Here is a 22886-nt window from a genome sequence, read left to right on the forward strand (position 1 = left end):
GTGGCAAGCGGTGAAAGCTCCCGATGAACCTCGATTCCTACCTTCCCGTCCTTTTGTTCATTCTGGTCGGGGTCGGCGTAGGCGTCGCTCCACAGGTCATCGGATACATCCTCGGCCCCAATCGGCCTGACGCAGCCAAGAACGCACCTTACGAGTGCGGCTTCGAGGCCTTCGAGGATGCGCGCATGAAGTTCGACGTGCGCTATTACCTGGTTGCCATTCTCTTCATCCTGTTCGATCTGGAGATTGCCTTTCTCTTCCCATGGGCCATTGCGCTCAAGGAGATCGGTGCTGTCGGCTTCTGGGCCATGATGATCTTTCTCGCCATCCTCGTCGTGGGCTTCGCCTACGAGTGGAAAAAAGGCGCGCTCGACTGGGAATAAGGAAGCTACACGATGGCCATTGAAGGCGTTCTCAAGGAAGGCTTCGTCACGACCACCTACGACTCGGTGGTGAACTGGGCGAAGACCGGATCTCTGTGGCCGATGACGTTCGGTCTGGCCTGCTGTGCGGTCGAAATGATGCACGCCGGCGCAGCCCGCTACGACATCGACCGTTTCGGCATGCTGTTCCGCCCGAGCCCGCGTCAGTCCGATCTGATGATCGTGGCCGGCACGCTGTGCAACAAGATGGCGCCGGCGCTGCGCAAGGTCTACGACCAGATGCCCGAGCCTCGCTGGGTGCTCTCGATGGGTTCGTGCGCCAACGGCGGCGGCTACTACCACTACAGCTATTCGGTGGTGCGCGGCTGCGACCGGATCGTTCCGGTCGACGTCTACGTGCCGGGCTGCCCGCCCACCGCTGAAGCGCTGCTCTACGGGATCATCCAGCTGCAGCAGAAGATCCGCCGCACCAACACCATTGCGCGTGCCTGAGGAATTGCCGAGATGACCGACTTTGCAATTTCTCCGGAGGCGCTGCAGGCGACTCTGGTGCAGACCCTGGGCGACAAGGCCAGGAGCGTGACCGTCGCGCTCGGCGAGGTGACCGTGGTGGTGAGTGCCGCGAACTACATCGACGCGGCGCTGCTGCTGCGCGATGCGCCGGGTTGCCGCTTCGAGCAGCTGATCGACCTCTGCGGCATGGACTATTCCGACTACCGCGAAGGCGAGTGGGAAGGCGAACGCTACGGCGTCGTCTCGCACCTGCTGTCGGTGAGCCTCAACCAGCGCGTGCGCCTGCGGGTGTTCGCGCCCAGCGAGGACCTGCCGGTGGTGGATTCGCTGCAGCCCGTGTGGAACGCGGCAACCTGGTTCGAGCGCGAAGCCTTCGACCTCTACGGCATCGTGTTCGAGGGTCACGACGACCTGCGCCGCATCCTGACCGACTACGGCTTCATTGGCCATCCGTTCCGCAAGGACTTCCCGGTGTCGGGTCACGTCGAGATGCGCTACGACGAAGAACAGAAGCGCGTGGTCTACCAGCCGGTATCGATCGAGCCGCGCGAGATCACGCCGCGCGTGATCCGCGAAGACAACTACGGCGGCGGACTCCACTGACATGGCCGAAATCAAGAACTACACCCTCAACTTCGGTCCCCAGCATCCGGCCGCGCACGGCGTGCTGCGCCTGGTGCTCGAGCTCGACGGCGAAGTGATCCAGCGCGCCGATCCGCACATCGGCCTGCTGCACCGCGCGACCGAAAAGCTCGCCGAATCGCGCACCTTCATCCAGTCGCTGCCCTACATGGACCGTCTCGACTACGTGTCGATGATGTCCAACGAGCACGCCTACTGCCTCGCCATCGAGAAGATGATGGGCCTCGAGGTGCCGATCCGCGCGCAGTACATCCGCGTCATGTTCGCCGAGATCACCCGGCTGCTGAACCACCTGCTGTGGCTCGGCGCGCACGGCCTCGATTGCGGTGCGATGAACATGCTCATCTACTGCTTCCGCGAACGCGAAGACCTGTTCGACATGTACGAGGCGGTGTCGGGCGCGCGCATGCACGCGGCCTACTTCCGTCCGGGCGGCGTGTACCGCGATCTGCCGGACGTGATGCCGCAGTACAAGGTCAGCAAGATCAAGAACGCGAAGGCGATCGAGAAGCTCAACGAGAACCGCCAGGGCTCGCTGCTCGACTTCGTCGACGATTTCTGCAAGCGCTTCCCGAAGATGGTCGACGAGTACGAGACGCTGCTCACCGACAACCGCATCTGGAAGCAGCGCACCGTGGGCATCGGCGTGGTCACGCCGGAGCGTGCGCTGAACCTCGGCTTCACCGGCCCGATGCTGCGTGGCTCGGGCGTCGAATGGGACCTGCGCAAGAAGCAGCCCTACGACGTCTACGACCGGATGCAGTTCGACATTCCGCTCGGCAAGACGGGCGACTGCTACGACCGCTACCTGGTGCGCGTCGAGGAGATGCGCCAGGCCAACAAGATCATCCAGCAGTGCTCGGCCTGGCTGCGCGCCAACCCCGGCCCGGTGATCACCGACAACCACAAGGTCGCCGCGCCCGCGCGCGAATCGATGAAGGCGAACATGGAGGAGCTGATCCACCATTTCAAGCTCTTCACCGAAGGCTTCCACGTGCCCGAAGGCGAGGCCTATGCCGCCGTCGAGCATCCGAAGGGCGAGTTCGGCATCTATCTCGTGAGCGACGGCGCCAACAAGCCGTACCGCCTGAAGATCCGCGCCCCTGGCTTCCCGCACCTCGCCGCCCTCGACGAAATGTCGCGCGGTCACATGATCGCCGACGCTGTCGCGGTGATCGGCACGATGGACATCGTGTTCGGCGAAATCGACAGGTGAGAAAGAGCGAATGACTTCCTCTACCCATGACACTCACGCGGCGCCTTCGGCGCCGCTGAAGCCTGCGACCCTCGAACGCTTCGCGCGCGAGGTGGCCAAGTACCCCGAGGCCGGCAAGCAGTCGGCCGTGATGGCCTGCCTGGCGATCGTGCAGCAGGACGAGGGCTTCGTGAGCACCCAGCGCGAGCGCGAGATTGCCGAGTACCTCGGCATGGCGCCGATCGCGGTGCACGAGGTCACGACCTTCTACAACATGTACAACCAGCATCCGGTGGGCAAGTACAAGCTCAACGTCTGCACCAATCTGCCGTGCCAGCTGCGCGATGGCGTCACCGCCCTCGTGCATCTCGAGAAGAAGCTCGGCATCAAGATGGGCGAGACCACGGCCGACGGCCTGTTCACGCTGCAGCAGAGCGAATGCCTGGGCGCCTGCGCCGATTCGCCGGTGATGCTGGTCAACGACCGCACGATGTGCAGCTTCATGAGCAACGACAAGCTCGATCAGCTCGTCGATGGCCTGCGCAGTGCAACCTCCGGGGAGGCTTCGTGATGACGCCCGATCAGGTTCTTTCGCAGTTCCGCGCCACCGGCGTGCAGACCTGCTTCCATGACCGCCACATCGGCGCGCAGATCTATGCCGGCCTCGACGGCACCAACTGGCACCTCGCCGACTACGAGGCGCGCGGCGGCTACCAGGCGCTGCGCAAGATCCTCACCGAGGGCCTGACGCCCGACCAGGTGATCGCCGAAGTCAAGGCCTCGGGCCTGCGCGGCCGTGGCGGCGCCGGTTTCCCGACCGGCCTGAAGTGGAGCTTCATGCCGCGCCAGTTCCCGGGCCAGAAGTACCTGGTCTGCAATTCGGACGAAGGCGAGCCGGGTACCTGCAAGGACCGCGACATCCTGCAGTTCAACCCGCACATCGTGATCGAAGGCATGGCCATCGCCGCTTACGCGATGGGCATCAGCGTGGGCTACAACTACATCCACGGCGAGATCTTCCAGAGCTACGACCGCTTCGAGGAAGCCCTCGAGGAGGCGCGCGCCGCCGGTTATCTCGGCGACAAGATCATGGGCAGCACGTACAACTTCCAGTTGCACGCCGCCCACGGCTTCGGCGCCTACATCTGCGGCGAGGAAACCGCGCTGCTCGAATCGCTCGAGGGCAAGAAGGGCCAGCCGCGCTTCAAGCCGCCGTTCCCGGCCAGCTTCGGCCTGTACGGCAAGCCGACCACCATCAACAACACCGAGACCTTCGCGGCGGTGCCCTGGATCATCCGCAACGGCGGCCCGGCCTACCTCGAGTGCGGCAAGCCGAACAACGGCGGCACCAAGATCTACTCGGTCAGCGGCGACGTCGAACTGCCGGGCAACTACGAAGTGCCGATGGGCACGCCGTTCTCCAAGCTGCTCGAACTGGCCGGCGGCGTGCGCAAGGGCCGCACGCTCAAGGCCGTGATCCCCGGCGGCTCGTCGGCACCGGTGCTGCCGGCCGACATCATGATGCAGTGCACGATGGACTACGACTCCATCTCGAAGGCCGGCTCCATGCTGGGTTCGGGCGCGGTGATCGTGATGGACGACAGCCGCTCGATGGTCGAGTCGCTCAAGCGCCTCTCGTACTTCTACATGCACGAATCCTGCGGCCAGTGCACGCCGTGCCGCGAAGGCACGGGCTGGCTCTACCGCGTGGTCGACCGCATCCACAACGGCCAGGGCAAGCCCAGCGACCTGCAGTTGCTGGACTCCGTCGCCGGCGACATCATGGGCCGCACCATCTGCGCCCTCGGCGACGCGGCGGCCATGCCGGTGCGCGCCATGATCAAGCACTTCCGCCACGAGTTCGAAGCCTTGATCCCGGGCTACGTCCCGAAGGCAACGGTCCAGGCCTGAGCGCGAGAAAGACATATGGTTGAAATCGAACTCGACGGCAAGAAGGTCGAAGTGGCCGAAGGCAGCATGGTCATGCATGCTGCCGACAAGGCCGGCACCTACATCCCGCACTTCTGCTATCACAAGAAGCTCAGCATCGCGGCCAACTGCCGCATGTGCCTGGTCGACGTCGAAAAGGCGCCCAAGCCGATGCCGGCCTGCGCCACGCCCGTCACGCAGGGCATGATCGTTCGCACCAAGAGCGAGAAGGCGATCAAGGCCCAGCAGTCGGTCATGGAGTTCCTGCTGATCAACCACCCGCTGGACTGCCCGATCTGCGACCAGGGCGGCGAGTGCCAGCTGCAGGACCTGGCCGTGGGCTACGGCGGTTCCTCCTCGCGCTACGAGGAAGAAAAGCGCGTCGTGTTCCACAAGGACGTGGGCCCGCTGATCAGCATGGAAGAGATGAGCCGCTGCATCCACTGCACGCGCTGCGTCCGCTTCGGCCAGGAAGTGGCCGGCGTGATGGAGCTCGGCATGTCGCACCGCGGCGAGCACTCCGAGATCGAGACCTTCCTCGGCGACTCGGTCGACTCCGAGCTCTCGGGCAACATGATCGACATCTGCCCGGTCGGCGCGCTCACGAGCAAGCCGTTCCGCTACAGCGCCCGCACCTGGGAACTGTCGCGCCGCAAGTCGGTGAGCCCGCACGACTCCACCGGTGCCAACCTGATCGTCCAGGTCAAGAACAACCGCGTGATGCGCGTGGTGCCGCTCGAGAACGAAGACGTCAACGAATGCTGGATCGCCGACCGCGACCGCTTCTCGTACGAAGCGCTCAACGGGACCGAGCGCCTGACGCAGCCCATGCTCAAGCAGGGCGGCCAATGGCAGCAGGTCGACTGGCAGACCGCGCTCGAGTACGTGGCCAACGGCCTCAAGCAGATCAAGGCCGACCATGGCGCGCAGAGCATCGGCACGCTGGTCAGCCCGCACAGCACGCTCGAGGAGCTGCAGCTCGCCGCACTGCTCACGCGTGAGCTCGGCAGCGACAACATTGACTACCGCCTGCGCAACGCCGAATTCACGGCCTTCGAAGGCATCCGCTGGCTCGGCACCTCGATCGCCTCGCTGACGCAGCTGCAGCGCGCCTTCGTCGTCGGTTCGAACCTGCGCAAGGACCATCCGCTGTTCGCGCAGCGCATCCGCCAGGCCGTGCGCAAGGGCGCCGCGCTCAGCGTGCTGACCTCGAAGAAGCTGATGGCCGACGCCGAAGCCTGGGCCATCCAGCCCGCGCAGGCCGCCATCGTCGATGCCGGTCAATGGATCGAAGTGCTGGCCGCGATCGCGACCGTGGTGGGCCAGTCCACCGGCGCCGCCGCGCCGCTGGCACCCGCCAACGAGCCCGACGCCACCGCGCAGGCCATCGCCGCGTCGCTGCTGAGCGGCGAGCGCAAGGCCATCCTGCTGGGCAACGCCGCCGCGCACCATGCGCAGGCCGGCAGCCTGCTCGCGCTGGCCAACTGGATCGGCGCGCAGACCGGCGCCAGCGTCGGCTACCTGACCGAAGCCGCCAACACCGTGGGCGCGCAACTCGTGGGCGCGTTCCCGAAGAACGGCGGCCTCCACGCCGGCCAGATGCTCGCCGCCGGCTCCGGCCTCAAGGCCGTGCTGCTGCTGAACACCGAGCCGGTGTTCGACTCGGCCGCCGGCGCCGCCGCGGCCGACACCATCGGCAATGCGCAGATGGTGGTCACGCTGAGCCCGTTCAAGGCCAACCTCGAATTCAGCGACGTGCTGCTGCCGATCGCGCCGTTCACCGAAACGCCCGGCAGCTTCGTCAATGCCGAAGGCCGCCTGCAGAGCTTCCACGCCGTGGTGAAGCCGCAGGGCGAAGCCCGTCCGGCCTGGAAGGTGCTGCGCGTGCTCGCCAACCTGCTGGGCCTGCAAGGCTTCTCGTTCGAGTCCACCGCCGACGTGCTGCGCACGGTGGGCGACAACGGCGCGCTGCCGGCCGATGCGCTGCGCAACGCCACAAGCGCTGCCGCCGTGGCCGCCAACGGTGCGCCCGCGCCCGTGGTCGCGAGCATCTACCAGCTCGATTCGATCGTGCGCCGCGCGCCGTCGCTGCAACTGACCGCCGACGCACGCAACGCGGGCCACGGCATCGGTGCCGCGCCCGCCAGCGTGCAGGCCGAGGAGGTGTCGGCATGATCGACGCCATTCACGGCTTCGGCCAGGGTCTCGTCGCCGCCGGCTGGTGGACCGGCGTGGTCTGGCCCGTCATCTGGACGCTGATCAAGATCATCGTCGTGGTCATCCCGCTGATGCTGGCGGTGGCCTACCTCACGCTGTGGGAACGCAAGGCCATCGGCTTCACGCAGATCCGCGTGGGCCCGAACCGCATCGGGCCGCTGGGCCTGCTGCAGCCGATCGCCGACGCGCTCAAGCTGATGACCAAGGAAATCATCGTTCCGACGGTCGCCAACAAGGGCCTGTTTCTGCTCGGCCCGATCATGACCATCATGCCGGCGCTCGCCGCCTGGGCCGTGATTCCCTTCGGTCCCGACGTCGCGCTTGCCAACATCAACGCCGGCCTGCTGTTCGTGATGGCCATCACCTCGCTCGAGGTCTACGGCGTGATCATCGCGGGCTGGGCCTCGAACTCGAAGTACGCCTTCCTGGGCGCGCTGCGCGCCTCGGCCCAGATGGTGAGCTACGAAATCGCGATGGGCTTCTGCTTCGTCGTGGTGCTGATGGTCACCGGCAGCCTGAACATGAGCGAGATCGTGAACGTGCAGGGCAAGGGCATGTTCGCCAACCTCGGCGTCGGCTTCCTGTCGTGGAACTGGCTGCCGCTGCTGCCGATCTTCGTCGTCTACTTCATCTCGGGCCTGGCCGAGACCAACCGCCACCCCTTCGACGTGGTGGAAGGCGAATCGGAAATCGTCGCGGGCCACATGATCGAGTACTCGGGCATGAGCTTCGCGATGTTCTTCCTGGCCGAATACGCGAACATGTGGCTGGTCTCGATCCTGACCGTCGTGCTGTTCCTCGGCGGCTGGCTGCCCCCGTTCGAGTTCCTGAGCTTCATCCCGGGCTGGATCTGGCTCGGCGCGAAGACCTTCTGCGTGGTCACCATGTTCCTGTGGGTGCGCTCGACGTTCCCGCGCTTCCGCTATGACCAGATCATGCGTCTGGGCTGGAAGATCTTCATTCCCGTCACCCTCGTGTGGCTGGTCGTGGTCGGTGGCTGGATGCAGACGCCGTTCAACATCTGGAAATAACTGGAAGCGCCAACACCATGTCTGCGCACACCGCAACCCCGTCCGCGCCGTTCTCGCTCAAGGACTTCCTCGGCAGCTTCATGCTGTTCGAGCTGTTCAAGGGCCTGGCCATCACGGGCAAGTACGCCTTCAGCCGCAAGATCACGGTGCAGTTCCCCGAAGAGAAGACGCCGCTGTCGCCGCGCTTCCGCGGCCTGCATGCGCTGCGCCGCTACGAGAACGGCGAGGAACGCTGCATCGCCTGCAAGCTCTGCGAGGCCGTGTGCCCGGCGCTCGCGATCACCATCGAATCCGATGTGCGCGACGACGGCTCGCGCCGCACCACGCGCTACGACATCGACCTGACGAAGTGCATCTTCTGCGGCTTCTGCGAAGAGAGCTGCCCGGTCGACTCGATCGTGGAAACCCACATCTTCGAATACCACGGCGAAAAGCGCGGCGACCTGTACTTCACCAAGGACATGCTGCTGGCCGTGGGCGACCGTTACGAAAAAGAAATCGCGGCGAACAAGGCGGCTGACGCCAAGTACCGCTGACCCGGCCTGGCCTGAACCCTACGAATTCGAACTCATGGACGTCAAGACCGGTCTGTTCTATCTGTTTGCCGCGGTGCTGCTGTTCGCATCGTTCCGCGTCATCACCGCCCGCAACCCCGTGTACGCGGCGCTGTACCTCGTGCTGGCCTTCTTCCAGGCTTCGGCCATCTGGCTGCTGCTGCGCGCCGAGTTCCTCGCGATCTCGCTCGTGCTGGTCTACGTGGGCGCGGTGATGGTGCTGTTCCTGTTCGTCGTGATGATGCTCGACATCAACGTCGACAGCCTGCGGCAGGGCTTCTGGAAGCACTTCCCTCTGGCCGCGGCCGTCGGCGCGCTCATCGCGCTCGAAATGGCGGCGGTGCTGATGGGCGGCTTCCGCCTCGGCGAGGCACCGCGCGCGGTGGCGGCGGCCAACAGCTCCAACACGCTCGAGCTGGGCAAGCTGCTGTATTCCGAATACCTCTATCCGCTGGAAATCGCGGCCGTCATCCTGCTGGTGGCCATCATCGCCGCCATCGCCCTGACCCTGCGCACCCGCAAGGACAGCAAGTACGTCGACCCGGCCGACCAGGTGCGCGTGAAGGCGCGCGACCGCGTGCGCGTGGTGCAGATGCCGGTCACCCGCGCGGCGGAGCCCGTGGTGGAAGCCCCGGCCGAAGCGGCCGCGACGGCAGCAAAGGAGAACAAGGCATGACGCTCACCCTCGGACACTTCCTCTCGCTGGGCGCGATGCTGTTCGCGCTGTCGGTGATCGGCATCTTCCTGAACCGCAAGAACCTGATCGTGCTGCTGATGGCCATCGAGCTGATGCTGCTCGCGGTCAACATGAACTTCGTCGCCTTCTCGCACTTCCTGGGCGACATGCACGGACAGATCTTCGTGTTCTTCATCCTGACGGTGGCCGCGGCCGAGTCGGCCATCGGCCTCGCGCTGCTGGTGCTGCTGTTCCGCAACAAGTCGAGCATCAACGTCGACGAACTCAACTCGCTCAAGGGCTGATCCAAGGCTGACACCAGAATGAGCGCAACCCTTTCTGCATCCACGCTGCTGGCCGTTCCGATGGCCCCCCTGGTCGGGGCGGTCCTGGCCGGCATCTTCGGCACCAAGTTCGGCGGCAACCACATCGGCCGCAAGATCACGCACTCGCTGACCATCCTCGGCGTGTTCGTGGCCTTCGTCATCTCGGCACTGACGCTCAAGTCGGTCATCGTCGACGGCGCCCGCTTCAACCAGACCCTCTACGAATGGATGGTCGTCGGCGGCCTCAAGATGGAAGTCGGCTTCATGGTCGACGGCCTCACCGCGATGATGATGTGCGTCGTGACCTTCGTGTCGCTGATGGTCCACATCTACACCATCGGCTACATGGAAGAGGACGAGGGCTACAACCGCTTCTTCTCGTACATCTCGCTGTTCACCTTCTCCATGCTGATGCTCGTCATGAGCAACAACATGCTGCAGCTGTTCTTCGGCTGGGAAGCGGTGGGCCTGGTGTCGTACCTGCTGATCGGCTTCTGGTTCAACAAGCCGACCGCGATCTTCGCCAACATGAAGGCCTTCCTGGTCAACCGCGTGGGCGACTTCGGCTTCATCCTCGGCATCGGCCTGATCGCGGCCTACGCCGGCACGCTCAACTACACCGAAGCCTTCGCCAAGGCCGGCACGCTCGGCGGCATCACCTTCCCGGGCACCGACTGGATGCTGATCACCGTGATCTGCATCTGCCTGTTCATCGGCGCGATGGGCAAGAGCGCGCAGTTCCCGCTGCACGTGTGGCTGCCCGACTCGATGGAAGGCCCGACCCCGATCTCGGCGCTGATCCACGCGGCGACCATGGTGACGGCCGGCATCTTCATGGTGGCGCGCATGTCGCCGCTGTTCGAACTGAGCGACACGGCCCTGAGCTTCATCCTCGTGATCGGCGCCATCACCGCGCTGTTCATGGGCTTCCTCGGCATCATCCAGAACGACATCAAGCGCGTGGTGGCGTACTCCACGCTGTCGCAGCTGGGCTACATGACGGTGGCGCTCGGTGCCTCGGCCTACTCGGTCGCGGTGTTCCACCTGATGACCCACGCCTTCTTCAAGGCGCTGCTGTTCCTCGGTGCCGGCTCGGTGATCATCGGCATGCACCACAACCAGGACATCCGCTGGATGGGCGGCGTGCGCAAGTACATGCCGATCACCTGGATCACCTCGCTGCTGGGCTCGCTGGCGCTGATCGGCACGCCGCTGTTCTCGGGCTTCTACTCGAAGGACAGCATCATCGAGGCGGTGAAGGAAAGCCATCTGTGGGGCGCGAACTTCGCCTACTACGCGGTGTTGATCGGCGTGTTCGTCACGGCCTTCTATTCGTTCCGCATGTACTTCCTGGTCTTCCACGGCAAGGAACGCTACGACCAGAACCCCGACGCGCACCACGACGATCATCACGCGCACGACGACCACGGCCATGGCCACGGTCACGACGACCACAAGCCGCACGAATCGCCCTGGGTGGTGTGGCTGCCACTGGTGCTGCTCGCGATCCCCTCGGTGGTCATCGGCTACCTGACGATCCACCCGATGCTCTACGGCGAATTCTTCAAGGACGCGATCTTCGTCGACGCCACGAAGCACCACGCCATGAAGGAGCTCGAAGAGGCCTTCCACGGTGCCGGCGCGATGGCCATCCACGGCCTGCAGACCATGCCGTTCTGGCTCGCGCTCGCGGGCGTGGCGCTGTCCTACTACATGTACATGGTCAACCCGGCGCTGCCGGCCGCGATCAAGCGCGCCTTCGGCCCCGTGTACCGCCTGCTCGAGAACAAGTACTACCTCGACTGGATCAACGAGAACATCATCGCGCGCGGCGCTCGCGCCCTGGGCATGGGCCTGTGGAAGGGCGGCGATCAGGCACTGATCGACGGCGCGGTCGTCAATGGCTCGTGGAAGCTGGTGGGCCGCATCTCTGGCGTGGTCCGCTGGCTGCAGTCGGGCTACATCTACCACTACGCCTTCGCGATGCTGCTCGGGATCTTCGTCCTGATGACGTACTTCGTCTGGTTCAAACGCTAAGCCGCAAAGCGCTGGAGTAAAAGAAAAATGGGTTTGTTGAGCCTTGCCATCTGGGTGCCGATCGCATTCGGTGCCGTGCTGCTGGCGTTCGGTCGCGACGAGCACGCCAAGGGCGTGCGCTGGGTGGCGCTCGTCGGGTCGATCGTGAGCTTCCTGGTCACGCTGCCGCTGATCTCGCGGTTCCAGAACGGCAGCGCCGCGATGCAATTCGTGGAGAAGGCGCCCTGGATCGAGCGCTTCAACATCAACTACAACCTGGGCGTCGACGGCCTGTCGGTGTGGTTCGTGCTGCTGACCGCCTTCATCACCATCATCGTGGTGATCTCGGCCTGGGAAGTGATCACCGAGCGCGTCAACCAGTACATGGGCGCGTTCCTGATCCTGTCGGGCCTGATGATCGGCGTGTTCTCGGCCATCGACGGCCTGCTGTTCTACGTCTTCTTCGAAGCCACGCTGATCCCGATGTACCTGATCATCGGCATCTGGGGCGGCCCGAACAAGATCTACGCGGCCTTCAAGTTCTTCCTCTACACGCTGCTCGGCTCGCTCTTGATGCTGGTGGCGCTGATCTACCTGTACAACACCTCGGGCGGCAGCTTCGACATCCTGACCTGGCACAAGCTGCCGCTGAGCGGCCACGCCCAGACGCTGCTGTTCTTCGCCTTCTTCGCGGCCTTCGCGGTCAAGGTGCCGATGTGGCCGGTCCACACCTGGTTGCCCGACGTGCACGTCGAGGCCCCGACCGGCGGTTCCGCCGTGCTGGCCGCGATCATGCTGAAGCTCGGTGCCTACGGCTTCCTGCGCTTCTCGATGCCGATCGCGCCCGATGCCGCGCACGAATGGGCCTGGCTCATGATCGCGCTGTCGCTGATCGCCGTGATCTACGTCGGCCTGGTCGCGATGGTGCAGCAGGACATGAAGAAGCTCGTGGCCTATTCGTCGGTCGCCCACATGGGCTTCGTGACGCTCGGCTTCTTCATCTTCAACGAACTCGGCGTGTCCGGCGGCATCGTGCAGATGATCGCCCACGGCTTCGTGTCGGGCGCCATGTTCCTCGGCATCGGCGTGCTCTACGACCGCGTGCATTCGCGCCAGATCGCCGACTACGGCGGCGTGGTCAACACCATGCCCAAGTTCGCCGCCTTCATGCTGCTGTTCGCGATGGCCAACTGCGGCCTGCCGGGCACCGCCGGTTTCGTCGGCGAGTGGATGGTGATCCTGGGCGCGGTCAAGGCCAACTTCTGGATCGGCCTGGCCTCGGCCACCGCGCTGATCTTCGGCGCCGCCTACACGCTGTGGATGTACAAGCGCGTCTACCTCGGCCCGGTCGGCAACGACCACGTGAAGGAACTCAGCGACATCAATGCGCGCGAGTTCGTGATGCTGGCGCTGCTGGCGATCGCGGTGCTGTGGATGGGCCTGTTCCCCAAGCCCTTCACCGACGTGATGGACGCCTCCGTGACCCAGCTGCTGCGTCATGTCGCGGTGTCGAAGATCCCCTCCTGATGGCTGGCTGAAGAAGAGAACGAGATGATTGACAAACTCAGCTGGGTCACGATCTACCCTGAAATCGTGTTGCTGGTCATGGCCTGCATCATCGCGCTGGTCGACCTGTCGGACACCAGCGCGCGCCGCACCCGCACCTACGTCCTGACCTTGATCACGCTGGCCGTGGTGGCCGCGATGACCGGCATGGCCGCGAGCGGCGGCAAGACCATCTACGGCTTCGGCAACATGGTCGTGAGCGACCCGATGGGCAACTGGCTCAAGTGCTTCGCCTCGCTGGCGCTGATGGTCACGCTGGTCTACGGCCGTCCCTACGCGGCCGACCGCGACATGCTGCGCGGCGGCGAGATGTTCACGCTGGGCATGTTCGCGCTGCTGGGCATGTTCGTGATGATGTCGGGCAGCAACTTCCTGCTGATCTACCTGGGCCTCGAACTGCTGACGCTCTCGAGCTACGCGCTGGTGGCGCTGCGCCGCGACAACGCGGTCGCCAGCGAAGCCGCCATGAAGTACTTCGTGCTCGGCGCCATGGCCAGCGGCTTCCTGCTCTACGGCCTGTCGATGATGTACGGCGCCACCGGTTCGCTCGACGTGAACGAGGTGTTCAAGGCCATCGCGAGCGGGAAGGTCAACCACCAGGTGCTGGTGTTCGGCCTGGTGTTCATCGTGGCCGGCCTGGCGTTCAAGGTCGGTGCCGCTCCCTTCCACATGTGGGTGCCCGACGTCTACCAGGGCGCGCCCACGGCGATCACGCTGATGATCGGCGCCGCGCCCGAGCTCGCGGCCTTCGCGATCATCATCCGCCTGCTGGTCGAAGGCCTGCTGCCGCTGGCGATCGACTGGCAGCAGATGCTCGCGCTGCTGGCCATCGCCTCGCTGCTGGTCGGCAACCTGGCCGCCATCGCGCAGACCAACCTCAAGCGCATGCTGGCCTACTCGACCATCTCGCAGATGGGCTTCGTGCTGCTCGGCCTGGTGGCCGGCGTGGTCAACGGCAACACCTACAACGCCCAGTTCGCCTACAGCGCCTCGATGTTCTACATCGTGACCTACGTGCTCACGACGCTGGCGAGCTTCGGCACCATCCTGCTCTTGGCGCGCGAAGGCTTCGAGAGCGAGGAGATCACCGACCTGGCCGGCCTCAACCAGCGCAGCCCGCTGTATGCCGGCGTGATGGCGATCACCATGTTCTCGCTCGCGGGCATTCCGCCGCTGGTCGGCTTCTATGCCAAGCTGGCGGTGCTGCAGGCGCTGATCGCCTCGGGCCAGGCCCTCTACATCGGCCTGGCCGTGTTCGCGGTGCTGATGTCGCTGGTGGGCGCCTTCTACTACCTGCGCGTGGTCAAGGTCATGTACTTCGACGCACCGGTCACGGCCAGCACCGTGTCGGCGCCGCGCGACGTGCGCACCGTGCTGACGATCAACGGGGCGCTGATCCTGATCCTCGGCATCGTGCCGGGCGGCCTGATGACGCTGTGCGCCAAGGCCATCGTCGCCACGCTGGCGAACTGACGCGCCGCGCGCCAGGGCCCGCACAAGGTGTCGCAGACGGCTTCGGTCTGGGTGGTGTTGCTGCTGGCCCTGCTGGCGGCCAACCTGCCGTTCCTCAACGACCGGCTGTTCGGCGCCGTGGCGATCGGCATGCGCAAGACGCTGGCCATGCGCTTCGGCGAGCTGGTGGTGCTGTACTTCCTGGCCGGCGGCATCGGCCTGCTGTTCGAACGCAGGGCAGGGCAGATCGCCACGCAGGGCTGGGAGTTCTATGCGGTGACCGGCGCGCTGTTCATCGTGCTGGCCTTCCCGGGCTTCACCTGGCGCTACCTGATGAAGCATCGGCACTGAGCGCGCCACCCACCCGACCACGGAGCGGACCATGACATCCAGCATCCCCGCAGACGCGCACCTGCGCGAAGAACTCACCTCGCGCGAATCGCTTGCCAAGGGCAACTTCCTCGAAGTCCGCCGCGACACCGTGAAGCTGCCCGATGGCCACAGCGCCACGCGCGAGTACGTCGTGCATCCGGGCGCGGTGGTGGTGATCCCGCTGCTCGACGATGGCCGCGTGGTGCTCGAGCGCCAGTTCCGCTACCCGGTGGGCCGGGTGATGATCGAGTTTCCCGCGGGCAAGCTCGACGCGGGCGAGGATCCGCTGGTCTGCGGCCAGCGTGAGCTGCTCGAGGAAACCGGCTACCGCGCGCGCGAATGGGCGCGTGCCGGCGCGATGCACCTGGCCGTGGGCTATTCGACCGAGATCATCCACATCTACTTCGCGCGCGGCCTCTCGCTCGGCGAGCGCCAGCTCGACCACGGCGAATTCCTCGACGTGTTCACCGCCACGCCCGAAGAGCTTCTGGGCTGGTGCCGCGACGGCTCGGTCACCGACGCCAAGACCCTGGCCTGCGCGCTGTGGCTGCAGAACACGGGCTCGGGCGCATGGGCCCTCGACTGGCAGGGCGACTCGGCCCAGGGATAATCGCGCGCATGAAGGTCCTCGATCTCCAATGCGCGCACGGCCACGGCTTCGAAGGCTGGTTCGGGTCCAATGAGGACTTCGAGAGCCAGCTCGCGCGCGGACTGGTCGAGTGCCCGGTCTGCGCCGACACCGCGATCGTCAAGCTGCTGAGCGCGCCGCGCCTGAACCTCGGCAACGCGAAGGCGCCCGAGGCCGAGCGCTCGAACCCGGCGGCCGCATCGGCGCCTGCCCACCTGCCGGCCGAGATGTCGCCCGAGGCGCGCTGGATGCGCGCCGTGCGCGAGGTGCTGGCCAAGACCGAGGACGTCGGCGACCGCTTCGCCGACGAGGCCCGCCGCATGCACTATGGCGAGACCAAGGAGCGCGGCATCCGCGGCCAGGCCACGCCCGAGCAGACCGAGGCGCTGCTCGACGAGGGGATCGCGGTGATGCCGCTGCCGATCCCGGCGGGGCTCAAGGAAACCCTGCAATAAAAAAGGAGAGCCTCGGCTCTCCTTTTTGCTTTCCGGGACCCGGGTCGCTCTCAGCTCGTGAACTGCAGCGCCGCCAGCCGCGCATAGACGCCGCCCTGCGCCACCAGCGCCGCATGCGTGCCCTGTTCGACGATGCCGCCGTGGTCGAGCACGACGATGCGGTCGGCCTTCTGCACCGTGGCCAGCCGGTGCGCGATCACCACCGTCGTGCGGCCTTCCATCGCCGATTCGAGCGCGGCCTGCACCATGCGTTCGCTCTCGGCGTCGAGCGCGCTCGTGGCCTCGTCGAGCAGCAGCAGCGGTGGGTTCTTGAGCATTGCGCGCGCGATCGCGATGCGCTGGCGCTGGCCACCCGACAGCCGCACGCCGCGTTCGCCTAGGAAGGTGTCGTAGCCCTGCGGCAGCGCCTGCAGGAAGTCGTGCGCGAAGGCGGCGCGGGCGGCCGCGTGCACCTCCTCGACGCTGGCCTCGGGCCGGCCGTAGCGGATGTTCTCGAGCGCGCTGGCCGAGAAGATCACGGCGTCCTGCGGCACCAGGCCGATGCGCGTGCGCAGGTCGTGCAGCGCCAGCGAGGCCAGCGGCGCGTCGTCGAGCAGCAGCTGGCCCGACTGCGGGTCGTAGTAGCGCAGCAGCAGCTGGAACACGGTGCTCTTGCCGGCGCCGCTCGAGCCGACCAGCGCCACCGTCTCGCCCGGCGTCACGGCCAGCGAGAAGTCCCGCAGCGCCGGCGTGTCGGGCCGCGAGGGGTAGTGGAAGGTGATCCTGTCGAACACGATCGCGCTGCCCGCGGCGGGCACGGGCGAGCGCACCGGCGCGGCGGGCGAGACGATGGCCGCGGGCGCATGCAGCAGCTCCATCAGGCGCTCGGTGGCGCCGGCGGCGCGCAGCAGGTCGCCGTAGACCTCGCCGAGCACCGCGGTGGCGCTCGCGAGGATCGCCACGTAGACCACGGTCTGGCCCAGGTGGCCGGCCGTGATGTCGCCGCGCAGCACCGCCTGCGTGCCTTGGTACAGGCCCCACAGCAGCGCCGCCGAGGTCGCGATGATGATGAAGGCGACCAGCACCGAGCGCGCCTTGGTGCGGCGCACGGCGGTGCGGAACGCGCTCTCGGTCGAGCCCTCGAAGCGGCCGGCCTCGCGGTCCTCGGCGGTGTAGCTCTGCACCACGGGGATCGCGTTCAGCACCTCGGCCGCGATCGCGCTCGAGTCGGCCACGCGATCCTGGCTGGCGCGCGACAGCCGGCGCACGCGGCGGCCGAACCACATGCTCGGCAGCACCACCACCACCAGCAGGCCGAGCACCTGCACCATCACGTAGGGATTGGTCCAGATCAGCATCGCGAGCGCGCCCACGCCCATCACCGCGTTGCGCAGGCCCATGCTCAGCGAGGAGCCGACCACCGTCTGCACCAGCGTCGTGTCGGCCGTCAGGCGCGACAGCACCTCGCCGGTCTGGGTGGTCTCGAAGAACACCGGGCTCTGGCGCAGCACCCGGCTGTAGACCGCGTTGCGCAGGTCGGCCGTGACGCGCTCGCCGAGCCAGCTCACCGTGTAGAAGCGCGCCGCCGAGAACAGCCCGAGCGCGACCGCGACCGCGAACAAGGCGCCGAAGTGCTCGCGCAGCGCCATCGTCTGGGCGCCCTTGTCGGGGTTGACCAGACCGCCGTCGATCAGGCTGCGCAGGGCCATCGGGAAGATCAGCGTCGTGACCGCCGCCATGACCAGGAAGACGGCGGCCAGCGTGATCTGCACACGGTAGGGACGAAGAAAAGGGCCCAGTCCCGACAGCGATCGGGGCGAGCCCTTGGCCGTGGAGGCCGGCGAGGGGGAGGATGCCATGGGCCGCGATTCTAGCGAGAGAACCTTTGCCTTCACAAAGGTCGCCTTGACAATAATTGCCATGGCAGCTAATATTCGGGCCATGAACGATGCCACTGCTCCCGATGACGCTCCGGTTGCACCGGACGAGGTGCGTCGTGCGCCCGATTTCTACCGGGCGGAGTCGTATTCGACCGAGGAAAGCATCGGCTACCTGATGCGCCGGATCGTCACGACGGTGGCGCAGTCGGTGGAAACCCGCATGTGCGAGCCCGGCAGCCCGACCTATCCGCAGTGGGTGCCGCTCTACAAGCTGCACATCGGCGCGGCCACCACGGTGGCCGAACTGGCGCGCGCCTGCGAGCTCGACACCGGCGCCATGACGCGCCTGCTCGACCGGCTCGAAGCCAAGGGCCTGTGCCGGCGCGTGCGTTCGCTCGAAGACCGGCGCGTGGTCAACATCGAGCTCACCGACGAAGGCCGCGCGGCCGCCAAGGAAGTGCCCCACGTCCTGAGCCGCGTGCAGAACGAATTGCTGGCGGACTTCACCGCCGATGAATGGGGGCAGCTCAAGTCCTACTTGCGCCGCATCCTCGACAACGCACAGGCCCTCGCGGCCCGTGGAGGAAAAAATGACTGATTCATTCGCCGTGCGTGCCCTGCGCCGCACCCCCGTCGTCGCCGCCGCGCTGCTGGTGGTCGCGCTGGCCGGCTGTGCCGACATGGCCGGCATCGGCGGCCATGCCAAGCTGCGCGATGCCGGCTCGCTGGGCATCGCCTCGGCCGACAAGGCCGCCGCTCCCGCCCTCGACAGCCAATGGTGGCTGGCCTTCGGCGACGCGCAGCTCAACGGCCTGGTCGACCAGGCCGTGGCCGGCAACCCCAACCTGCAGGTCGCGCAGGCCCGCCTCGCGCGCGCGCAGGCCAACGCCGGCGTCGCGGGCGCGGCGCTCAAGCCCCAGGTCGGGCTCGACTTCGACGCCACGCGCCAGAAGTTCAACACCAACTACATCTACCCCGAACCGCTGGGCGGCTCGATCCAGAACGTCGGCCTGCTGCAGCTCGGCGCGAGCTGGGAGCTCGACTTCTTCGGCAAGAACCGCACCGCGCTCGACGCCGCGATCGGCGCCGCCAATGCGGCCGCCGCCGATGCCGACGCGGCCCGCGTGCTGCTCGCGAGCAACGTGGCGCGCAGCTACTTCCAGTGGGCGCGCCTCAACGACCAGCTCGCGGTGGCGCAGCGCACGCTTGCGCAGCGCGACGAAACCCTGAAGCTGGTGCGCGACCGCGTGTCGGCCGGCCTCGACACCCGGCTCGAACTGCGCCAGAGCGAAGGCGGCCTGCCCGAGGCGCGCCAGCAGATCGAGGCGCTCAACGAGCAGATCGCGATCGCCAAACACGCGCTCGACGCGCTCGTGGGCCAGCCCGGCGCCAGCGACGCGCTCAAGCCGCCGCTGATCGCGGGCGTCAAGCCGATCGGCCTGCAAGCCTCCATTCCGGCCGACCTGCTGGGCCGCCGCGCCGACATCGCGGCCGCGCGCTGGCGCGTCGAGGCCGCCACCAGCGACGTGGCCAATGCCAAGACGCTGTTCTATCCCAACGTCAACCTCACGGCCTTCGTCGGCTTCCAGAGCCTGGGCTTCGGCAAGCTGCTGAAGTCGGGCAGCGAGCAGTGGGGCGTGGGTCCGGCGATCCACCTGCCGATCTTCGAGGGCGGCCAGCTGCGCGCCAACCTGCGCGGCAAGTCGGCCGACCTCGATGCCGCGGTCGAGAGCTACAACGCCACCGTGATCGACGCCGTGCGCGACGCGGCCGACCAGGTCACCAGCATCCAGTCGATCGCGCGCCAGCAGGCCGAACAGCGCGCCGCGCAGACGGCCGCCGAGGGCGCCTACGACATCGCCGTGCAGCGCTACCGCGCGGGCCTCGGCAACTACCTCAACGTGCTGACCGCCGAGACCTCGGTGCTGGCGCAGCGCCGGCTCGCCGTCGACCTCGCCGCGCGCGCGCTCGACACCCAGGTCGCGCTGGCGCGGGCGCTCGGCGGCGGCTGGCAGCCGCCGTCGAACACCGCGAGCGCCGCTTCCGGCGCCACCACCACGGCATCCGCGACCCCGTCGGCCGCGACCCACTGAATCTCTCTTTCGAATCCGGAAAGACCATCATGAGCGACAACAACACACAGACCACCGCTGCTCCTTCCTCCGCCGCGGTCCCCGAAGCAGGCAACGGCAAGCGCCGCCGCGCACTCACCGCGCTCACCGCCGCGGTGGTCGTGGTCGGCGGCGGCTGGGGCCTCTACGAATGGCTGGTGGCCAGCCACTACGAGGACACCGACAACGCCTACGTGCAGGGCAACGTGATCCAGATCACGCCGCAGATCGGCGGCACCGTGATGGCGATCAACGCCGACGACACCGACTACGTGAAGGCCGGCCAGCCGCTGGTGCAGCTCGACCCGGCCGATGCCAAGGTCGCGCTCGAACAGGCCGAGGCCGCGCTCGCGCAGACCGTGCGCCAGACCCGCACGCTGTACGCCAACAACGGCTCGCTGGCCGCGCAGGTCACGCTGCGCCAGAGCGACATCGTCAAGGCGCAGAGCGACATCGCCAAGGCCCAGGACGACCTGCAGCGCCGCCGCGCGCTGTCGGGCAACGGCGCGGTGTCGAAGGAAGAACTCAACCATGCCGAGACCACGCTCGCCAACGCCAAGAGCGCGCTGGCCGCGGCGCAGGCCGGCGTGATCGCCGCGCGCGAGCAGCTCGCCAGCAACCAGTCGCTGACCGAGGGCACCAGCGTGGCCGAGCACCCGAGCGTGCTGGCCGCCGCCGCCAAGGTGCGCGAGGCCTACCTCGCCACGCAGCGCGTCGCCATGCCCGCGCCGGTCGACGGCTACGTCGCCAAGCGCACCGTGCAGCTCGGCCAGCGCGTCGCGGCCGGCACGCCGATGATGTCGATCGTGCCGCTCAACCAGCTGTGGGTCGACGCCAACTTCAAGGAAGTGCAGCTGCGCAACATCCGCATCGACCAGCCGGTGAAGCTCACCGCCGACGTCTACGGCAAGAAGGTCGAGTACACGGGCAAGGTCGCCGGCCTCGGCGTGGGCACCGGCAGCGCGTTCGCGCTGCTGCCCGCGCAGAACGCCACCGGCAACTGGATCAAGGTGGTGCAGCGCGTGCCGGTGCGCATCGCGCTCGATGCCGAGCAGCTCAAGGCCAACCCGCTGCGCATCGGCCTGTCGATGGACGTCGAGGTCGACATCACGCAGAAGGCCGGCAAGATGCTGGCCGACGCGCCGCGCGCCGCCGCGCTCACGCAGACGCAGGTCTACAGCCAGCTCGATCGCGGCGCCGACGCCGAGGTCGACCGCATCGTGGCCGCCAACCTCGGCAACAGCGCGACCGCCAAGGCGGTGCACGTGCCCTCGGTGCCCGCCAACCGCGCCGCGCCCGCGATCTCGCCGGCCTCGGCCGCGCAGATCCCCGCACAAGGCCAGCCCGGTTGATCGCCACGGCGCTTTCGTTCCGACCGCTGTCGCGCTGAACCATGGCCACCGCCGCCGCACCCGCCTACGTCGCACCGCCTCCGCTCGAGGGCTCCGCCCGCGTGTGGGGGACGATCGCGCTTTCGGCCGCCACCTTCATGAACGTGCTCGATTCGTCGATCGCGAACGTGTCGCTGCCGGCCATCTCGGGCGACCTTGGCGTGAGCACCACGCAAGGCACCTGGGTCATCACCAGCTTCGCGGTGGCCAATGCCATCGCGGTGCCGCTCACCGGCTTCATGACGCAGCGCTTCGGCCAGGTCCGCCTGTTCGTGGCGAGCGTGATCCTGTTCATGATCAGCTCGCTGCTGTGCGGCCTGGCGCCGAACATGACCACGCTGATCGCGTTCCGCGCGTTGCAGGGCTTCGTCGCGGGACCGATGATCCCGCTGTCGCAGACGCTGCTGCTGTCGAGCTATCCGCGCGCCAAGGCCGGCCTCGCGATGGCCATGTGGTCGATGACCACGCTGGTCGCGCCCGTGATGGGGCCGCTGCTCGGCGGCTGGATCACCGACAACATCTCCTGGCCCTGGATCTTCTACATCAACATCCCGGTGGGCATCGTCGCCGCGGCCATCACCTGGGTGCTGTACCGCAAGCGCGAGAGCCTGACCCACAAGGTACCGATCGACGCCATCGGCCTCGCGTTGCTGGTGATCTGGGTCGGCGCGCTGCAGCTCATGCTCGACAAGGGCAAGGAGCTCGACTGGTTCCACTCGGCGCAGATCGTCACGCTCGCGGTGGTGGCCGTCGTCGGCTTCGCCTTCTTCCTGATCTGGGAGCTGACCGAGAAGCATCCGGTGGTCGACCTGTCGCTGTTCAAGCGCCGCAACTTCTGGTCGGGCGCGGTCGCCACCGCGGTGGCCTACGGCCTGTTCTTCGGCAACGTGGTGCTGCTGCCGCTGTGGCTGCAGCAGTGGATGGGCTACACCGCGACCCAGGCCGGCATGGTGATGGCGCCGGTGGGGCTGCTGGCGATCTTCCTGTCGCCGGTGGTGGGGCTGACCATCGCCAAGGTCGACCCGCGCCGCTACGCCACCTTCTCGTTCCTGGTGTTTGCGCTGGTGCTGTGGATGCGGTCGAACTTCAACACCCAGGCCGATTTCGGGACCATCATGATCCCGACCTTCATCCAGGGCATCGCGATGGCGTTCTTCTTCATCCCGCTGGTGACGGTCACGCTCTCGGGCCTCACGCCCGACCGCATCCCGGCCGCCTCGGGCCTGTCGAACTTCCTGCGCATCACGGCCGGCGCCATGGGCACCTCGATCGCCACCACGCTGTGGGAGAACCGCGCGACGCTGCACCACGCGCAGCTCGCGGAGTCGATCAACCAGGGCAACATCGCCGCCACCAGCGCGATGTCCGGCCTCGCGAGCAACGGCTTCAGCACCGAGCAGGTAATGGGCCAGATCAATCGCCTGGTCGACCAGCAGTCCTTCATGCTGGCCTCGAACGACATCTTCTATGCATCGGCCGTGCTGTTCCTGCTGCTGATTCCGCTGGTGTGGTTCGCACGGCCGCAATCGGGCGGCGCGGGCAGCGACGCGGCGGCCGGCGCGCACTGAGC

General features: G+C 66.8%; 22 protein-coding genes. 21 read left to right on the plus strand and 1 reads right to left on the minus strand.

The features are described from left to right. The first annotated feature begins 23 nt into the window (after window positions 1-23). Genes AC07PU_RS17945 through AC07PU_RS18025 form a run of 17 tightly spaced genes read left to right on the plus strand, consistent with a single transcriptional unit; the run spans window position 24 to window position 15955 of the window. Window positions 24-383 carry an NADH-quinone oxidoreductase subunit A gene (locus AC07PU_RS17945; protein ID WP_012748607.1) on the plus strand — a complete coding sequence of 120 codons (360 nt, stop codon included), beginning with the start codon at window positions 24-26 and terminating at the stop codon, window positions 381-383. Window positions 384-395: 12 nt separating this feature from the next. Beyond that, window positions 396-875: a NuoB/complex I 20 kDa subunit family protein gene (locus AC07PU_RS17950; protein ID WP_057592164.1), complete on the plus strand. Its 480-nt coding sequence runs from the start codon at window positions 396-398 to the stop codon at window positions 873-875. Window positions 876-887: 12 nt separating this feature from the next. Further along, a complete protein-coding gene (locus tag AC07PU_RS17955) occupies window positions 888-1499 on the plus strand; it encodes an NADH-quinone oxidoreductase subunit C (protein WP_093339376.1) in 612 nt (203 codons plus the stop codon). Window position 1500: 1 nt separating this feature from the next. Next, entirely contained in the window at window positions 1501-2754 is a 1254-nt protein-coding gene (locus AC07PU_RS17960) for an NADH-quinone oxidoreductase subunit D (protein WP_093339373.1), read from the plus strand. A 10-nt stretch (window positions 2755-2764) separates the two neighbouring features. Further along, on the plus strand, window positions 2765-3304 hold the full coding sequence (locus tag AC07PU_RS17965; protein ID WP_296775874.1) for an NADH-quinone oxidoreductase subunit NuoE family protein: 540 nt from the start codon (window positions 2765-2767) through the stop codon (window positions 3302-3304). Continuing rightward, the gene (nuoF, locus tag AC07PU_RS17970) at window positions 3304-4644 is read left to right on the plus strand and encodes an NADH-quinone oxidoreductase subunit NuoF (RefSeq protein WP_203201910.1); all 1341 of its coding nucleotides are present in this window, start codon (window positions 3304-3306) and stop codon (window positions 4642-4644) included. Before AC07PU_RS17965 ends, nuoF begins: the two co-directional genes overlap by 1 nt. A gap of 15 nt (window positions 4645-4659) precedes the next feature. Further along, complete coding sequence (gene nuoG, locus AC07PU_RS17975) at window positions 4660-6837, plus strand: NADH-quinone oxidoreductase subunit NuoG (RefSeq protein WP_495319204.1); 2178 nt, start codon at window positions 4660-4662, stop codon at window positions 6835-6837. After that, window positions 6834-7910 carry an NADH-quinone oxidoreductase subunit NuoH gene (nuoH, locus tag AC07PU_RS17980; RefSeq protein ID WP_208513594.1) on the plus strand — a complete coding sequence of 359 codons (1077 nt, stop codon included), beginning with the start codon at window positions 6834-6836 and terminating at the stop codon, window positions 7908-7910. The genes nuoG and nuoH overlap by 4 nt, the downstream gene beginning before the upstream one ends. A 17-nt stretch (window positions 7911-7927) precedes the next feature. After that, the gene (nuoI, locus tag AC07PU_RS17985; RefSeq protein ID WP_208513593.1) at window positions 7928-8446 is read left to right on the plus strand and encodes an NADH-quinone oxidoreductase subunit NuoI; all 519 of its coding nucleotides are present in this window, start codon (window positions 7928-7930) and stop codon (window positions 8444-8446) included. Between the two features lie 34 nt (window positions 8447-8480). Beyond that, window positions 8481-9140, plus strand: coding sequence for an NADH-quinone oxidoreductase subunit J (locus AC07PU_RS17990; RefSeq protein ID WP_093339360.1), 660 nt, complete (start codon window positions 8481-8483; stop codon window positions 9138-9140). Then, window positions 9137-9445, plus strand: a complete 309-nt coding sequence (gene nuoK / locus AC07PU_RS17995; protein WP_093339357.1) for an NADH-quinone oxidoreductase subunit NuoK — start codon at window positions 9137-9139, stop codon at window positions 9443-9445. The genes AC07PU_RS17990 and nuoK overlap by 4 nt, the downstream gene beginning before the upstream one ends. An 18-nt stretch (window positions 9446-9463) precedes the next feature. Continuing rightward, complete coding sequence (gene nuoL, locus AC07PU_RS18000) at window positions 9464-11503, plus strand: NADH-quinone oxidoreductase subunit L (protein WP_093339355.1); 2040 nt, start codon at window positions 9464-9466, stop codon at window positions 11501-11503. 27 nt (window positions 11504-11530) lie between these two features. Beyond that, entirely contained in the window at window positions 11531-13009 is a 1479-nt protein-coding gene (locus AC07PU_RS18005) for an NADH-quinone oxidoreductase subunit M (RefSeq protein WP_093339352.1), read from the plus strand. A 24-nt stretch (window positions 13010-13033) separates the two neighbouring features. Further along, window positions 13034-14521, plus strand: a complete 1488-nt coding sequence (gene nuoN / locus AC07PU_RS18010) for an NADH-quinone oxidoreductase subunit NuoN (RefSeq protein WP_093339349.1) — start codon at window positions 13034-13036, stop codon at window positions 14519-14521. A gap of 27 nt (window positions 14522-14548) precedes the next feature. Beyond that, on the plus strand, window positions 14549-14851 hold the full coding sequence (locus AC07PU_RS18015; RefSeq protein ID WP_208513591.1) for a DUF2818 family protein: 303 nt from the start codon (window positions 14549-14551) through the stop codon (window positions 14849-14851). 31 nt (window positions 14852-14882) lie between these two features. Continuing rightward, on the plus strand, window positions 14883-15482 hold the full coding sequence (locus AC07PU_RS18020; protein ID WP_495319209.1) for an NUDIX domain-containing protein: 600 nt from the start codon (window positions 14883-14885) through the stop codon (window positions 15480-15482). 8 nt (window positions 15483-15490) lie between these two features. Then, on the plus strand, window positions 15491-15955 hold the full coding sequence (locus AC07PU_RS18025; RefSeq protein ID WP_093339342.1) for a DUF1178 family protein: 465 nt from the start codon (window positions 15491-15493) through the stop codon (window positions 15953-15955). 50 nt (window positions 15956-16005) lie between these two features. Here AC07PU_RS18025 and AC07PU_RS18030 read toward each other — a convergent pair whose 3' ends face one another. After that, window positions 16006-17793 (minus strand): ABC transporter transmembrane domain-containing protein, encoded by a 1788-nt coding sequence (locus AC07PU_RS18030; RefSeq protein ID WP_495319211.1) that lies wholly within the window; start codon window positions 17791-17793, stop codon window positions 16006-16008. An 82-nt stretch (window positions 17794-17875) separates the two neighbouring features. On the opposite strand from AC07PU_RS18030, the gene AC07PU_RS18035 reads away from it, so the two are divergent. The 4 genes from AC07PU_RS18035 to AC07PU_RS18050 are packed head-to-tail and all read left to right on the plus strand — an operon-like array spanning window position 17876 to window position 22884. Then, complete coding sequence (locus AC07PU_RS18035) at window positions 17876-18412, plus strand: MarR family winged helix-turn-helix transcriptional regulator (RefSeq protein ID WP_093339337.1); 537 nt, start codon at window positions 17876-17878, stop codon at window positions 18410-18412. Continuing rightward, entirely contained in the window at window positions 18405-19907 is a 1503-nt protein-coding gene (locus tag AC07PU_RS18040) for an efflux transporter outer membrane subunit (protein ID WP_495319213.1), read from the plus strand. The genes AC07PU_RS18035 and AC07PU_RS18040 overlap by 8 nt, the downstream gene beginning before the upstream one ends. 29 nt (window positions 19908-19936) lie before the next feature. Beyond that, window positions 19937-21277: an HlyD family secretion protein gene (locus AC07PU_RS18045; RefSeq protein WP_093339332.1), complete on the plus strand. Its 1341-nt coding sequence runs from the start codon at window positions 19937-19939 to the stop codon at window positions 21275-21277. Between the two features lie 41 nt (window positions 21278-21318). Next, window positions 21319-22884, plus strand: a complete 1566-nt coding sequence (locus AC07PU_RS18050) for a DHA2 family efflux MFS transporter permease subunit (RefSeq protein WP_093339330.1) — start codon at window positions 21319-21321, stop codon at window positions 22882-22884. Window positions 22885-22886: the final 2 nt, after the last annotated feature.

The sequence above is a fragment of the Variovorax sp. GW821-FHT10D07 genome (assembly GCF_059415325.1).